The sequence below is a fragment of the Paenarthrobacter sp. NPDC089988 genome (genome assembly GCF_044748465.1).
In the GTDB taxonomy this organism is placed as follows: domain Bacteria; phylum Actinomycetota; class Actinomycetes; order Actinomycetales; family Micrococcaceae; genus Arthrobacter.
This window is the reverse complement of record NZ_JBIVGD010000002.1, coordinates 30,187-43,550: the sequence shown is the minus strand read 5'-3', so window position 1 is coordinate 43,550 and position 13,364 is coordinate 30,187. Positions and strand designations below refer to the sequence as shown.

General features: G+C 64.4%; 14 protein-coding genes. 7 read left to right on the top strand and 7 right to left on the bottom strand.

Annotated features, from left to right (window positions below):
• From ACIPV6_RS03445 to ACIPV6_RS03430, 4 genes are all read left to right on the top strand, one after another.
• The gene (locus tag ACIPV6_RS03445) at positions 1–402 is read left to right on the top strand and encodes a hypothetical protein (RefSeq protein ID WP_400269560.1); all 402 of its coding nucleotides are present in this window, start codon (positions 1–3) and stop codon (positions 400–402) included.
• 2 nt (positions 403–404) lie between these two features.
• A complete protein-coding gene (locus ACIPV6_RS03440; protein WP_397324274.1) occupies positions 405–653 on the top strand; it encodes a PspC domain-containing protein in 249 nt (82 codons plus the stop codon).
• Positions 654–862: 209 nt separating this feature from the next.
• The gene (locus tag ACIPV6_RS03435) at positions 863–1,888 is read left to right on the top strand and encodes a 6-phosphofructokinase (RefSeq protein WP_387435091.1); all 1,026 of its coding nucleotides are present in this window, start codon (positions 863–865) and stop codon (positions 1,886–1,888) included.
• Positions 1,889–1,897: 9 nt separating this feature from the next.
• Positions 1,898–2,638, top strand: coding sequence for a GNAT family N-acetyltransferase (locus ACIPV6_RS03430; RefSeq protein WP_400269559.1), 741 nt, complete (start codon positions 1,898–1,900; stop codon positions 2,636–2,638).
• A 101-nt stretch (positions 2,639–2,739) separates the two neighbouring features.
• Here the strand turns inward: ACIPV6_RS03430 and ACIPV6_RS03425 are convergent, their stop codons facing one another.
• The 7 genes from ACIPV6_RS03425 to ACIPV6_RS03395 form a co-directional block, all read right to left on the bottom strand.
• A complete protein-coding gene (locus ACIPV6_RS03425) occupies positions 2,740–4,272 on the bottom strand; it encodes a DHA2 family efflux MFS transporter permease subunit (protein ID WP_400269558.1) in 1,533 nt (510 codons plus the stop codon).
• A complete protein-coding gene (locus ACIPV6_RS03420; RefSeq protein ID WP_400269557.1) occupies positions 4,256–4,885 on the bottom strand; it encodes a PadR family transcriptional regulator in 630 nt (209 codons plus the stop codon). Before ACIPV6_RS03420 ends, ACIPV6_RS03425 begins: the two co-directional genes overlap by 17 nt.
• Positions 4,886–5,004: 119 nt before the next feature.
• Positions 5,005–5,430 (bottom strand): ankyrin repeat domain-containing protein, encoded by a 426-nt coding sequence (locus ACIPV6_RS03415; RefSeq protein ID WP_400269556.1) that lies wholly within the window; start codon positions 5,428–5,430, stop codon positions 5,005–5,007.
• Positions 5,427–6,512: a YgfZ/GcvT domain-containing protein gene (locus tag ACIPV6_RS03410; RefSeq protein WP_400269555.1), complete on the bottom strand. Its 1,086-nt coding sequence runs from the start codon at positions 6,510–6,512 to the stop codon at positions 5,427–5,429. The genes ACIPV6_RS03415 and ACIPV6_RS03410 overlap by 4 nt, the downstream gene beginning before the upstream one ends.
• 52 nt (positions 6,513–6,564) lie before the next feature.
• Positions 6,565–7,287 (bottom strand): flavodoxin family protein, encoded by a 723-nt coding sequence (locus ACIPV6_RS03405; protein ID WP_400269554.1) that lies wholly within the window; start codon positions 7,285–7,287, stop codon positions 6,565–6,567.
• Positions 7,288–7,367: 80 nt separating this feature from the next.
• Positions 7,368–7,967: an FABP family protein gene (locus ACIPV6_RS03400; RefSeq protein WP_397324283.1), complete on the bottom strand. Its 600-nt coding sequence runs from the start codon at positions 7,965–7,967 to the stop codon at positions 7,368–7,370.
• Between the two features lie 166 nt (positions 7,968–8,133).
• Positions 8,134–8,868 (bottom strand): permease, encoded by a 735-nt coding sequence (locus ACIPV6_RS03395; protein ID WP_400269553.1) that lies wholly within the window; start codon positions 8,866–8,868, stop codon positions 8,134–8,136.
• 264 nt (positions 8,869–9,132) lie between these two features.
• Here ACIPV6_RS03395 and ACIPV6_RS03390 point away from each other — a divergent pair, with 264 nt between their 5' ends.
• The 3 genes from ACIPV6_RS03390 to ACIPV6_RS03380 all read left to right on the top strand — a co-directional run bounded on the left by ACIPV6_RS03390 (position 9,133) and on the right by ACIPV6_RS03380 (position 13,364).
• The gene (locus ACIPV6_RS03390) at positions 9,133–9,831 is read left to right on the top strand and encodes a winged-helix domain-containing protein (RefSeq protein WP_397324286.1); all 699 of its coding nucleotides are present in this window, start codon (positions 9,133–9,135) and stop codon (positions 9,829–9,831) included.
• A 207-nt stretch (positions 9,832–10,038) separates the two neighbouring features.
• A complete protein-coding gene (mshD, locus tag ACIPV6_RS03385; RefSeq protein ID WP_400269552.1) occupies positions 10,039–11,010 on the top strand; it encodes a mycothiol synthase in 972 nt (323 codons plus the stop codon).
• 104 nt (positions 11,011–11,114) lie between these two features.
• Positions 11,115–13,364: an RNA degradosome polyphosphate kinase gene (locus tag ACIPV6_RS03380; protein WP_400269551.1), complete on the top strand. Its 2,250-nt coding sequence runs from the start codon at positions 11,115–11,117 to the stop codon at positions 13,362–13,364.

The window sequence follows — 13,364 nt, the reverse complement described above, 5'->3', positions numbered from 1 at the left end:
ATGAGCACGAATGAGCCGAACGGTACCCACGATTCCAAGGCCGCAGAAGCACAAACGGCGCCCCTGCCCCGGGAGACCCGTCCCACGGAGCCCCTCCCATCGCCCCGCCTGCAGCAGATCCCGCTGACACCGCACCTGGAACCCACCTACAAAGTGGACCGGGAAGCGGACGACGACGAACCCCGGCAGGCGCGGATCGGCACCGTGGTGTGGGGCCTGGTGGTCATGGCACTGTCAGCATTGTTGCTCGTCTCCACCCTGGGCTGGGTGGTGCTGAACGGAACCTACGTGCTGATCGGCCTCATGATCGGCGCCGGTGCAGCACTGGTGGTCGGCGGCCTCCTGGCAGCCAGCCGGGGCTCCAAGCGAGTGACAAAGAGCTCCCAACAAGGAAGGGTGTAACCATGGACAAGTTCTTCAGTATCGTCAGGGGCTTCGGCCTGAAGCGCGGACCGCAACGCTGGTTGGGTGGCGTCTGCGGAGGCATCGCGGCCAAACTCAAGGTTGATGTGGCCTATGTCCGGGTGGCTTTCCTGCTCTTCTGCCTCCTGCCGGGCCCGGCCATCGTGTTCTATGTCCTTGCCTGGCTCATCCTTCCGGACCAGGGAAACAAGATCCCCTTGGAATCGTTCATCAGCCAGCGCTCGCGCTGACCTCCGGACCCTTCGTGTGAAAGACGCCCTGCCTCCCGTGGAGACTTCCCGGGACGCAGGGCGTTTTGCGTGTTTTGGGCAGGTTTCCAATACCGCACGCGCGGGTTGAAAAGTAACCATTTGTGTCCCACCCCACATGCACGTCTAGAATCGTGGGGAGCTCAGCGTGGCGCTCGGCACGTATTCCTCCAAGCCATGAGTGAGCAAACATGAAAATTGGCATTCTTACCAGCGGTGGCGACTGCCCCGGCCTCAACGCAGTGATCCGGGGTGCTGTCCTCAAGGGCATCGCCATCCATGGCCAGGAGTTCGTTGGCTTCCGCGACGGCTGGCGCGGCGTAGTTGAAGGTGATGTCATCGACATCCCCCGCACCATGGTCCGCGGCATCGCCAAGCAGGGCGGCACCATCCTGGGCACTTCGCGGACCAACCCCTTCGAAAACGGTGGCGGCCCCGAGGTCATCAAAGAGCACATGGAACGCCTGGGTATCGACGCGATCATCGCGATCGGTGGCGAAGGCACCCTCGCCGCGGCCAAGCGGCTCACCGACGCCGGGCTGAAGATCGTCGGTGTCCCCAAGACCGTGGACAACGACCTCGACGCCACGGACTACACGTTCGGGTTCGATACCGCCGTCGAAATCGCCACCGAAGCCATCGACCGTCTCCGTACTACCGGCGAGTCCCACCACCGCTGCATGATCGCCGAGGTCATGGGCCGGCACGTCGGCTGGATCGCCCTTCACTCCGGCATGGCCTCCGGCGCACACGCCATCCTGATCCCCGAGCAGAAGGTCAGCATCGAACAGATCGCCGAATGGGTCCAGGAAGCCCATGACCGTGGCCGTGCGCCCCTGGTTGTGGTGGCCGAAGGCTTCGTGCCGGACCACATGGAATCCCCGCACTCCGAGCGCGGCCTGGACACCTTCGGCCGTCCCCGCCTGGGCGGCATCGCCGACCAGCTCGCCCCGGAAATCGAAGCCCGCACCGGGATCGAAACCCGCGCCACCATCCTGGGCCACATCCAGCGCGGCGGCGTCCCCACTGCATACGACCGGGTCCTGGCAACCCGCCTTGGCATGGCCGCGATCGACTCCGTGGTGGATGGTCGCTGGGGCACCATGGTTGCGCTCAAGGGCACGGACATCTCCCACGTTGGCTTCGAAGAGGCCTTGGGCAAGCTCAAGACCGTGCCGCAGCACCGCTACGACGAAGCGAGTGTGTTGTTCGGCTAGTCTGAATCCATGACTCTCGAGCCCACGTCTGCTGCCATTATCCAGCTGGCGTGGGCTCGCCGCTTAAAACTCGACGACGCTGCTTTCGCCACCGCCGCGGACCGGCTGGCCTCCTCCCCGGCAGGCCCGCGCGATCGGATCACGCTGGCCGATGAGTCGGCCCGCGCTGTCCAGTTCCTTCGTCTGTTCGGCGTCTCCGCGCTGGTGGGTCCCCAATGGGCCCTTGACGCGGCAGCGGAGATACCCGATGCCGAACTGGCTCAGCACGTCACGCTGCTGACCCTCACCCGGACCCACGGCGGTCACGGCCTGGGCTCATCGGCATTGTTCTTCGCCGATGACCTTCCTTTGAACCAACCGTCCGAGGACCTGACGGTATCCCGCGGCAATCCCGAAGCGGTCGCACTGGAAAGCCTGTGCCCACCCGACGACGTCAACGAGGTTGGCCTCCAGTCGCTGGAGCACCGCTTCACCATCATGCATCCCGAGGACGAGCAAGCCTCGCCGGTAGCCTGCGGGGCCTACACGGAGTGGGAAGGCCTCCTGGCGGATATGGGTGTGCTGGTAGCCCCCGCATGGCGCCGCCGGGGCGTGGGAAAGCTTGCCGCCTCCATTGCCGCGCACGAGGCCTTGGCCTCCGGCCTCACTCTTCAATGGAAGGCCGACGTCAGCAATACGGGAGCCCTGGCCATGGCCCGCAGCCTGGGTTTTGCCACCGGGGGGCTGCACGCGGGAGTGCTGCTCGGTTAGGGCCAAGCCGGCGATGCACAAAAGAGTGTGCACCGCTGCCGCCTTTGTGGGGGCAACCGCAGTGCACACTCTCTCCTGGCCGCTAAGCCTATGGCCGGCTGTTAGTGGCGGGCGTCCTGCGCTGCGGGATCCTGCGCAGGAACGGCCGCGTCCGCTGGCTTGGCGCCCCAGCTTTCCACCGACCTGGGCTTGGCGAAGAACAGCGCGATCAGCGCACCTACCAGGATCGCGAACGCGGGCAGCAGGATGGACTGGCTCATGGCCGTCGAGAAGCCTGCGTGCAGGAACTCCGGGAGCGTGCCGGTCATGGATGCTTCACCCACGGGGGCTCCTGCCGACGCGGCGGGAAGTTCCGCGGCCAGGCGGGACTGAATCAGCGCAGCGATGGCGGCTGAACCAAGCACTGCGCCGATTTGCCGGGTGGTGTTGAACACGCCTGATCCTGCGCCGGCTTGGCGCGGCGCCAGGTTCCTGGTGGTGGCGTTGGACACGGGGCCCCAGATGAAGGCGTTGGCCACACCCTGGAGGGCGCTCGGCAGGAGGAACATCCAGATGGGAGTGTCCGGCCCCAGGAGCGACGCTGTCCAGAAGAGCGCACCGGACAGGCAGAGCAGTCCGAACGCGGCGAACCAACGGGGGTTGGCGCGGTCGATCAGCTTTCCAACGAACGGGGCCAGGCCGCCGGAGATCACGGCCATGGGGATCATCAACAGGGCTGACTGCGTCGGCGTGAGCCCGCGGACCACCTGGTAGTAGAAGATCGTGGGAAGCGGGAACGCGGTGACCGTGAAGCCCACGGCCATGATGGTGGAGTTGCCCAGGGAGAAGTTGCGGTCCTTGAACAAGCCCAGCGGCAGGAGCGGTTCACCGCCGCGGCGTTCGAGCCACCACTGCCAGGCTACGAAGACGGCCAACACCACGATGCCGGCGATGATGAGTCCCCACACCGTGATGATGCCGTTGACCACTCCCCACTTGTAGGTCTGGCCTTCCTGGATGCCGAAGACCAGCAGGAACATGCCAAGGGCCGAGAGCACCACCCCAAGGATGTCGAAGGAGTGGCTGTGGGTGGTCAGCTTGGGCACAAAGCGCGTGACCAGGATGAAGGCCACGATGCCGATGGGAACGTTGACAAAGAAGATCCACTCCCAGCCGAGTCCGTCCACCAGGACGCCACCCAGGATGGGGCCCACCAGGACGGCCATGCCCGCTGTGGCACCCCACAAACCCATGGCGGCGCCGCGGCGGTCCGGCGGGAAGATGCGGGTGATGACAGCCATGGTTTGGGGCGTCATCATGGCTGCACCCAGCCCTTGGACGGCCCGTGCGGCAATGAGCATGGTGACGTCTCCGGAGAGTCCGCACCACAGCGAGGCCAGGGTGAAGACCACCAGGCCAATGAGGTACAGGTTCTTGGGACCGAAGCGGTCACCAAGCCTGCCGGTGATCAGCAGGGGCACCGCGTAGGCCAGGAGGTACGCGCTGGTTACCCAGATCACGGCGTTGATATCGGTATTGAGGCCTTCCATGATCCGCGGATTGGCGACCGACACAATGGTGGTGTCGATCAGGATCATGAAGAAGCCAACCACGAGTGACCAGAGGGCCGGCCACGGCTTAGCTACGTTTTCCAAGGGATTCCTTTGGCTTGGTGGAAGCTTCGGACGGAGTTGGCTGGGGGTTGTCCCAGGGCAGCTGACCGCTGCGCAACTCCGCAAGGAGCTCGCGGATCCACGAGATCTCTGTTCGAAGCATGGCTTGTTGATAGGTGACGTCTATCCAATATTTGCGTTCCAGGCCCTTGGCCGTGACAGCCGCCTCAGCCTGCAGGAGGAAGTTGAGATCGGCACTGAGGGCCGCCAGCCGTCCCTCGAGCAGTTCGCCCACCACCTCCGCCGGGAGGTGATGGGCCTCAGCGATGGCGTGGGGAAAGGTGGGGTATTCATTGATGGGAGTCGCCAGCATGTCCTGCAGCCGCGCATCCAGGGCTTCGTGGCCGGCGGAGGTGATCCGGTACGTTGTGCGCTCCGGCCGGTTGCCTTCGCGTTCGGTACCGGCAGCTTCCACCAGGCCGTTCTCAGCAAGGCGTCCGACGGCGTGGTACAGCGTCCCGGGACGGACCTTGACCAATCGGTCCTCATGCCGTGCCATCAGGACCTGGTACATCTCGTAAGGGTGCATGGGTCCTTCGGCAAGCAGCGCCAGCGCGGCGACACCCAAGGGCGTCAGGTCAACGGCTTTTGGCACGACAAAACCCCTTCCACGGCAAATATTCCACTACAACTATTCCACATGGAATAGTCAGACGCAAGAAAACCCTGTTGCCACAGGCAACAGGGTTCTCTCCGGAAGGAAGTGCCTGGCCGTTAGCCCAACAACTCCAGGATCTCGGTGCGCGCGAACATCTTCGCTGCGTCCCGGGCACTCGGCGTGCCGGCGTCGGGATCCGCGCCCGCGTCCACCAGGGCCCTGGCGACGCCTGCGTACCCCTTGAAAACCGCCCCGGCGAGCGGAGTCTGTCCTCGGTCGTTGGCCGCATTCACGTCGGCGCCGTGATGTACCAGAAGCTGAACGGTTTCCTCGTGGCCATGGTAGGCCGCCAGCATAAGCAAGGAATCACCCGCCGCGTTGGTCAGTGTCGCGGGAGCACCGGCGCTCAGGTAACCCCGCAAGAGTTCGGAGTTGCCTTCGCGGGCGGCGTCGAAAAGCGCGTGCGCCAACGCCAATGTTTCGTCGTCGGCCTGGTTCGAAGGTTGGGCGTCCGCCGCCTCCGGCGTGGTGGGCTGGGTCATCGGTGGGGTCCCTTCAGGAATCCGGTCTGGCGCCCGACCACCTGGCCGGCGTCGGGGGCGACGATCACTTCCTGGGCCGCGACGTAGGGCTCATCGCCGTCCATCACCGTCAACGTATCTTCGGCAGACACCGAACGCTTGATGACAGCCAAGGCCACCGGGCCCATCTCGAAGTGCTGCGCCACAGATGTCAGAGTACCCACCTTGCGTTCCCCGGCAAATACGACGCTGCCAACGGCGGGAAGCGTGTGCTGCGAACCGTCCAGTTGGAGGAAGACCAGCCGCCGCGGCGGATGGCCGAGGTTATGGACGCGGGCAATGGTTTCCTGGCCCTTGTAGCAACCCTTGTTCAGGTGGACCGACGTACGGATCAGGTCCAGTTCGTGCGGAATGGTCTTGTCGTCCGTTTCGGCGCCCAAACGGGGACGCCAGGCGGCGATGCGGAGGGCGTCGGCCGCCATGGCACCTGCCAAGGGCAGGTCCTCGACCGCTGCCTCAAGCTCGGCAACCGGCACGAGGTACTCGAACCAGGGACGCTCCAGCCCTGGATGCGACTCTTCGGGAACCAGGCTGTAGGAGTAGCCACCCGGTCCCACATGCGGCCAGGGGTCTTCCCACACCAGGCGGTCAGCGAGTTGCTCCACCGGCTTGGTGGAGCCAACCACGGCCCATTCAGCTGAGACATCGGCGATCTCCACGCGCAGCATGAACTTCATCTTGTTCAACCACTCCGCAAGGGGTTCGGCTTCCGCTGCCTCGACGATCAGCCAGGTGGTGCCGCCGTCGTCAATAACCCGCGCATCGAATTCGATGCGGCCCTGGACGCTGAGCAGCAGCAGTTCGCTGGCCACCTTCGGCTGGAGGTTGGTGAGCTGCTGCGATGAAAGGGTGTTGAGCCAGCTGAGCCTGTCAGGTCCGGCCACCGTCACCACGCCGCGGTTGGAAAGATCGACGACGGCGGTACCGGCTGCGAGGGCGCGTTGCTCGCGCAGCGGCTCGCCGTAGTGGGCCGCGACGCCGGCATCGAGGCCGGTGTCCTCGACCGCACCAGGGCGCGACAACAGAGGGCTCTTGTAAGTCATATGTAGTAGAAGTCCTTGGTGTTCGGGCGTATTCCCTGAGGGGTACGGTTCCTCAGCGGTACTCGGGGTTTTCGAAATCGAAGCGCGTTCCGGCTTTCCATTCGTCCGGCAGGTTCCCATAGGCGGGAATGCCACCGCCGTCGCGCAGGAGCTTTGCCATGTGCAGCAGGTTCCATGTCATGAAAGTGGTGTTCCTGTTAGTGAAATCACTCTCCGGGCCGCCCGATCCTTCGTCCAGGTAGCTGGGCCCAGGACCCACGGGACCGATCCATCCGGCATCGGCCTGCGGCGGGATGGTGAAGCCGACGTGCTGGAGGCTGTAAAGCACGTTCATGGAACAGTGCTTGATGCCGTCCTCGTTACCGGTGATCAGGCAGCCGCCGACTTTCGGGTAGAAAGCCCACTGGCCCTTGCTGTTGAGCTGGCCCGAGTGGGCGTACAGGCGTTCGATCAGCTTTTTGGTCTGGGAGGAGTTGTCGCCCAGCCAGATGGGGCCGGCCACTACCACGATGTCCGCTTCCTGCACGGCAGGGTAGATCTCCGGCCATTCGTCGCTCTTCCAGCCGTGCTCCCGCATGTCCGGATAGACGCCACTGGCGATGTCATGGTCCACGGTCCTGAACAGCTGGGTGGAGACGCCCTGCTTCTCCATGATGTCCCGGCTGATGCGGATCAGGCCATCGGTGTTGCTGAGCTGCGGCGAGGGCTTCAAGGTTCCGTTGAAGAACACGGCCTTGAGGCCCTCGTAGCCTCCGGGCTTGAGGTTGTCTGTCACTTGCTGCTCCTTTTGCTGGTTGCTTTATGGAACGTTCAGTGAGGCCTCGCCGCGGGTTGGGCGCACGTCAGGCCGATGCCTCAGGAGGCTTTATGAAGGAACGCCGAGGCGTGGGCTTCGAGTGACTTGCCGTTGGCGGCTACATCCCAGCGCCACAGCAGGTTGCCGTCCACCAGGCCGAAGATCCGGGTTGCCGCCGTGTACTCCTTGGAGTGGCTGCCCCGCATCACCATGTCGGTGCTGAGCTGGATCTGTGGGCCTTTGATCTGGCCGTAGTACAGCTCCGTGATGCCACCGGGGTGGGAGATCGAAACGGAGAGGTCGAAGCCGCCGTCCTTGTTCCGGCGCTCTTCCACGTCGTCTGCCGTCTTGAGCACGGGAACGATGTCCGCGGGAACCAGCCCGGGGCCGCCATCGCCCTCCTGGAGTTCCCGTTCCAGCGCCCAGAATCCGGTCTCAACGGTCAGCGGGCGCAACTTTGTGCCGGCGTCGTCACTGATCCAACTCTCGGCCCGGTACTGCAGGTAGGGCAGGCCGTTGTGGGTGAAGGAAACATGCTGGACGAAGTGCTCCGAATCCTCATCGCCGCTGCCAAGCCGGCCGCGGCCTTCCCACTCGCCAATGAGCCAGGAAAGGGGGACGAGTTCAGGAGTCAGGTCCGTTGGGATCTCAATAGGCACAACCACTACCTCTGTTGCAGTGCGTGAAGGGGGTGTTTACTTCTGGCCCTTGAAAAGCCGGTAGACAACAAAGCCGGCGAACCAGGCCATGGAGACGCTGGCGAGGCCGAGGAGGACCAGGAAGAAGATTTCAAATGCGAGAACAGACATGATGCCATCCTAACCGTTAGTAGATGAGTAGTTTGTCTATGAAGTAAGCCAGCGCCCCTACTGCCCAGACGGGTGCAACACCCATGCCCAGTGCCGCAGGAAGATTGAGGCGGCCGCGCCGCAGGGTGGTCATGCGTCGGAAGCACACCAGGACCGAGCCCATGACAACGCCAACCAAGGCCGCAGGGAGGACCGCTATATCGGAGAAGACCAGCCCGGCCAGCGGCCCCATGAGCCCGGCCATGACGACACCCAGGGGCGCGACGATCCGGTCCGGCCAGCGGATGACCCCCACCAGGAGTGCCACGGCCGCGCTGAGTCCGGCCACGAGGACCATCTCCTTGACGCCGTTGAACCGCGCACCGGCGATCCAACCCGCACCGAGGCAGTTGAGCAGCACGCCCGCACAGCAACCCAGGGTTGATTCAAGCCGCTGCGCCTGCCCGGTTCCCCGGATCAACTGGATGATAAAGACGGCCATCACGCCCACGGCGATGAAGGCAGGGGTGCCGTCCAGGAATCCCGGTGCTGGCATATAGGCGGCCGTCACGGCCGAGCCGGCGCCGGCCAACGCAATGACCGAGGCCAGGGTTTTCTTGGCGGGGACGGCAAGGAAGTGGGGCCAGCCGATTCCCACGGCTGCAGAGGCAACGATTCCCACGCCCACCATGGCCTCCCGGGAAACGAAGGTGCTGGACACGATGGCTGCGAGCGCCACAAGTCCGAATACCCCAATGCTCCAAGACTTCACTGTGTGCCCGATCCTCAATTCGATGCGCCTAACGACCTCTCGTCAATCCTGCCTCATGGCGGCCCGATATGTCGTAATTCCGGTGCCTGACCGTCACGAATCCCTGACTGCACGGGCCCTGGTGGGTATACTCGGACATCAACAGTGCACTGTCATCGCCTCGATCCCGTTACAACGGCAAGGGCGATCCCAGTTCGCCGTGACCGGCCGGTGAAACTCCGGTTTCGACGCCCGATGATGCGCGGACAGCCCATTGGAGGAACTATGTCGCACATCCTGCTCCTGACGAACAGCACCGGCTCTTCGGTGGACATCCTGCCTGCCTTGGAGTTGCTCAACCACCGTGTGCACATCCTCCCGGCAGAACCCACAGCCCTGCTTGAGACCGATCCCACGGACATCGTGTTCCTCGATGCCCGGAAGGACCTGGTAGGGGCGCGTTCCCTGACGCAACTGCTCAAGGCCACCGGCCTCAGCGCACCCCTCATGCTGATCCTGACCGAGGGCGGCATGGCCGCCGTCTCTTCGGCCTGGTCCGTTGACGACATCGTGCTTGATTCCGCCGGCCCCGCAGAGGTGGAGGCCCGCATCCGCCTTGCCATGGCCCGTGCCACGCCGGGCGAAGAGGAAACGCAGACCGAAATCCGGGCCGCCGGCGTCGTTATTGACGAGGCAAGCTACACGGCCCGCGTAGCCGGGCAGCCGCTGAACCTCACTTTCAAGGAGTTCGAGCTCCTGAAGTACCTGGCCCAGCACCCCGGCCGCGTTTTCACGCGCCAGCAGCTGCTCACCGAGGTTTGGGGCTACGACTATTACGGCGGCACCCGCACCGTGGACGTCCACATCCGCCGCCTGCGCGCCAAGCTCGGCGTCGACCACGAAAATCTCATCAGCACGGTCCGCAACGTCGGCTACCGCCTGACGCTGGTCCGGCTTCCGGACGACGAGTTGTCCGAAGCCTGACACCACAGCAGGAAGGGCCGGGAATCACAGTGATTCCCGGCCCTTCGCCGTGTTGTGGAGGACATACGGGTCGAACGTATCGAAGCCACCCCACTGGTGGATCCCCCTCGCATGCGGCTTCGGGAAGCCGAACGAGATAACGAGACTACCTTTGTTGGCCGGGCATGCCAAATCGCGGGGCTTGCCCCGGGCGTATAGCCTTGCATCATGAGTCACGCGCACCCCGAGAACTGGCCCGTACTGCACGTCACCGGCGCACTTGACCCCGGACTCTTCAAGGACTTCGGCACGCTCGCCGCCGCTGCCGGTGAGTCGGACGGGAACCCCCCGCTCTCGGAGCAGACGCTGGTCACCCTGCGCGGCGCGGACGGCGGCGGGCATTCCCTCCTTTCCTTGGCGCTCTACGCACCCGATGAAGATTCGGATCCGTCCACCGCGGACGACCTCGCCGGAATCGCCGTCGTCATTGAGGCGCCCGACGGAAGCGGCGTCCTGGAACTGGCTGTGCACCCCACATACCGGAACCAAGGCGTAGCGGGCCGCCTCCTGGCGGCACTGCAGGAAAAGCGCGGCTTCGCAGGCCTGACCGCCTGGTCCCACGGCAACCACGAGGCAGCCGCCCAACTGGCCGCACGCTTCGGGTACGGCCCGGTCCGGGAGCTGCGGAAGATGCGGCTCATGTCCTCCACCGCAGCACTGCCCGACGCCGTCCTGCCGACGGATGTTTCGCTGCGCGCCTTCGTGCCAGGTCAGGATGAGCAAGCCTGGCTGGCTGCCAACCGCGCGGCCTTTGCGCACCATCCGGAACAGGGATCCATGACGCTGGCAGACCTGCAGGCACGCGAGGCCGAGGACTGGTTCGACCCCCACGGATTCCTTCTCGCCGTCAACGCTGATGGGGAACTCCTGGGCTACCACTGGACCAAAGTGCATCCCCGGCAGGGGGCCCACCCGGCCATCGGTGAGGTCTACGTAGTGGGTGTCACTCCGGAAGCACAGGGGCTTGGGCTCGGCAAAGCACTTACCGTGGCTGGCATCCGGCACCTCCAGGACAAGGACCTCCACGCAGTCATGCTGTACGTGGACGCGGACAACGAAGCCGCCGTGGCCCTATACCAAAAGCTGGGCTTCGTCCGCTGGGACACGGATGTTTTGTATGGACCGTTAACCAAAAATTAACCAGATGCGTCCATCTGCCGGAAAGGGCTGGACATCTTCGATTCAGGCCGCCCATTTGCTTGTAATGTGGGAGGAAACCCCAGTCCTGAGCTTAGGAGAAACCCATGCAGCCGGACCCCGTCGGCACCGCCGGATCCACCTCTAAGGGCGCAACGTTGCCCGCGCGCTTCGGCTCATCGGAAGTTCCCGCTTCGCGGGCCACCCAGGACCGCATCGACATCCCCGAGTTCGCCCCAAGCCTCGAGCCCGAAGGCGACATCTCTCCGGACCGTTTCCTGGACAGGGAACTCAGTTGGCTGGCCTTCAACTCGCGTGTCCTGGAACTCGCTGAAGATCCGGACCTCTTCCTGCTGGAGCGGGTGAACTTCCTTTCCATTTTTGCCTCCAACCTGGACGAGTTCTTCATGGTCCGCGTGGCCGGCCTCAAGCGCCGCATCGCCACGGGCCTTGCCGTCCCTTCCCCCGCAGGCCTGAGCCCCATCGAGGTACTGGAGCAGATCGGTGCGGAGGCCCACAAGCTCCAGGAACGGCACGCCCGCGTCTTCGCCGAGCAGATCCGCCCGGCCTTGGCGTACGAGCACATCCACATCATGCACTGGAACGAGCTCGACGAAGAGGCCCGGCACCGCCTGAGCCTGATGTTCCAGGAGAAGGTCTTCCCCATCCTCACACCCCTGGCGGTGGATCCGGCACACCCGTTCCCGTACATCTCCGGCCTGTCCTTGAACCTGGCCGTGATCGTGAGCAACCCGGTCAGCGAAAAGGAACTCTTTGCCCGCGTGAAGGTTCCTGACCAGTTGCCGCGGCTGATCTCCGTGGACGGTCCCCGCGCCGGTGCAGTTCCCGGACGCGTCGCCCGCTTCGTCGCCCTTGAAGAACTCATCGCCGTCCACCTGGACAAGCTCTTCCCCGGCATGGAAGTCCTGGAACACCACACCTTCCGCGTGACCCGCAACGAGGACCTTGAAGTGGAAGAAGACGATGCCGAGAACCTCCTCCAGGCACTGGAGAAGGAACTCCTGCGCCGCCGTTTCGGCCCTCCCGTCCGCCTCGAAGTCACCACGGACATCAACCCGAACATCCGCGCACTCCTGATCCGGGAATTGGGCGTGGAGGAGTCCGAGGTGTACTCCGTTCCGGCCCCGTTGGACCTTCGCGGCTTGTCCGCAATCAGCGGCATCGACCGCCCGGACCTCCACTACCCCAAGCATGTTCCGCACACGTCCCGGTACCTGAACGAGTCCGAGACGTCCAAGGCGGCCAACGTCTTCGCTGCAATGCGTCGCCGCGACATCCTCCTTCACCACCCCTACGACTCGTTCTCCACGTCAGTCCAGGCGTTCCTTGAGCAGGCTGCAGCGGACCCCAAGGTCCAGGCGATCAAGCAGACCCTGTACCGGACGTCCGGCGACTCCCCCATTGTGGACGCCCTGATCGACGCTGCCGAAGCCGGCAAGCAGGTACTGGCACTTGTGGAGATCAAGGCCCGTTTCGACGAACAAGCCAACATTTCCTGGGCACGCAAGCTTGAGCAAGCCGGCGTGCATGTGGTGTACGGCATCGTGGGCCTCAAGACCCACTGCAAGCTCTCCCTCGTGGTGCGCCAGGAAGTGGACGGGCTCCGGCGCTATTGCCACATCGGCACTGGCAACTACCACCCGCGCACGGCACGCTACTACGAAGACCTCGGCCTGCTGACGTCCAATGAGCAGGTGGGCGAGGACCTTTCCAAGCTCTTCAACCAGCTCTCCGGCTACGCCCCGAAGTCCACGTTCAAGCGGCTCCTCGTGGCGCCGCGTTCGGTGCGTTCCGGCTTGGTGGACCGGATCGAAACAGAGATCCGCAATGCCCACAAGGGTGTTCCTGCCCGGGTGCAGATCAAGGTCAACTCCATGGTGGACGAGGCCATCATCGACTCCCTCTACCGGGCATCGCAGGCGGGCGTGAAGGTGGACGTGGTGGTCCGCGGCATCTGCTCGCTGCGGCCCGGCGTTCCCGGCCTCAGCGAGAACATCACGGTCCGTTCCATCCTTGGCCGGTTCCTGGAGCACTCCCGTGTCTTCGCCTTCGCCAACGGTGGCGAGCCCGTGGTGTACATCGGTTCCGCGGACATGATGCACCGTAACCTGGACCGCCGCGTGGAAGCGTTGGTGCAGCTGGCCAGCAAGGACGACGTCAACGCCGTCCTGGACCTCATGCGCCGCTACGTGGACGACGGGACGGCCAGCTGGCACCTGGACAACCAAGGCCACTGGACCCGCCACCACTTGGACGGGAACGGCGAAGCGTTGCTGGACATGCAGTCCTGGCTCCTGGCATCGCGTTCGCGTCAGCGGGCAGCGGCGCGGCGGTAA

Bases quoted from the DNA above. Each gene is read 5' to 3' on its own strand.
- ACIPV6_RS03415 (WP_400269556.1), bottom strand. From the start codon at position 5,430: ATGACCCAGCCCACCACGCCGGAGGCGGCGGACGCCCAACCTTCGAAC.
- ACIPV6_RS03440 (WP_397324274.1), top strand. From the start codon at position 405: ATGGACAAGTTCTTCAGTATCGTCAGGGGCTTCGGCCTGAAGCGCGGA.
- ACIPV6_RS03410 (WP_400269555.1), bottom strand. From the start codon at position 6,512: ATGACTTACAAGAGCCCTCTGTTGTCGCGCCCTGGTGCGGTCGAGGAC.
- ACIPV6_RS03435 (WP_387435091.1), top strand. From the start codon at position 863: ATGAAAATTGGCATTCTTACCAGCGGTGGCGACTGCCCCGGCCTCAAC.
- ACIPV6_RS03390 (WP_397324286.1), top strand. From the start codon at position 9,133: ATGTCGCACATCCTGCTCCTGACGAACAGCACCGGCTCTTCGGTGGAC.
- mshD (WP_400269552.1), top strand. From the start codon at position 10,039: ATGAGTCACGCGCACCCCGAGAACTGGCCCGTACTGCACGTCACCGGC.
- ACIPV6_RS03430 (WP_400269559.1), top strand. From the start codon at position 1,898: ATGACTCTCGAGCCCACGTCTGCTGCCATTATCCAGCTGGCGTGGGCT.
- ACIPV6_RS03380 (WP_400269551.1), top strand. From the start codon at position 11,115: ATGCAGCCGGACCCCGTCGGCACCGCCGGATCCACCTCTAAGGGCGCA.
- ACIPV6_RS03445 (WP_400269560.1), top strand. From the start codon at position 1: ATGAGCACGAATGAGCCGAACGGTACCCACGATTCCAAGGCCGCAGAA.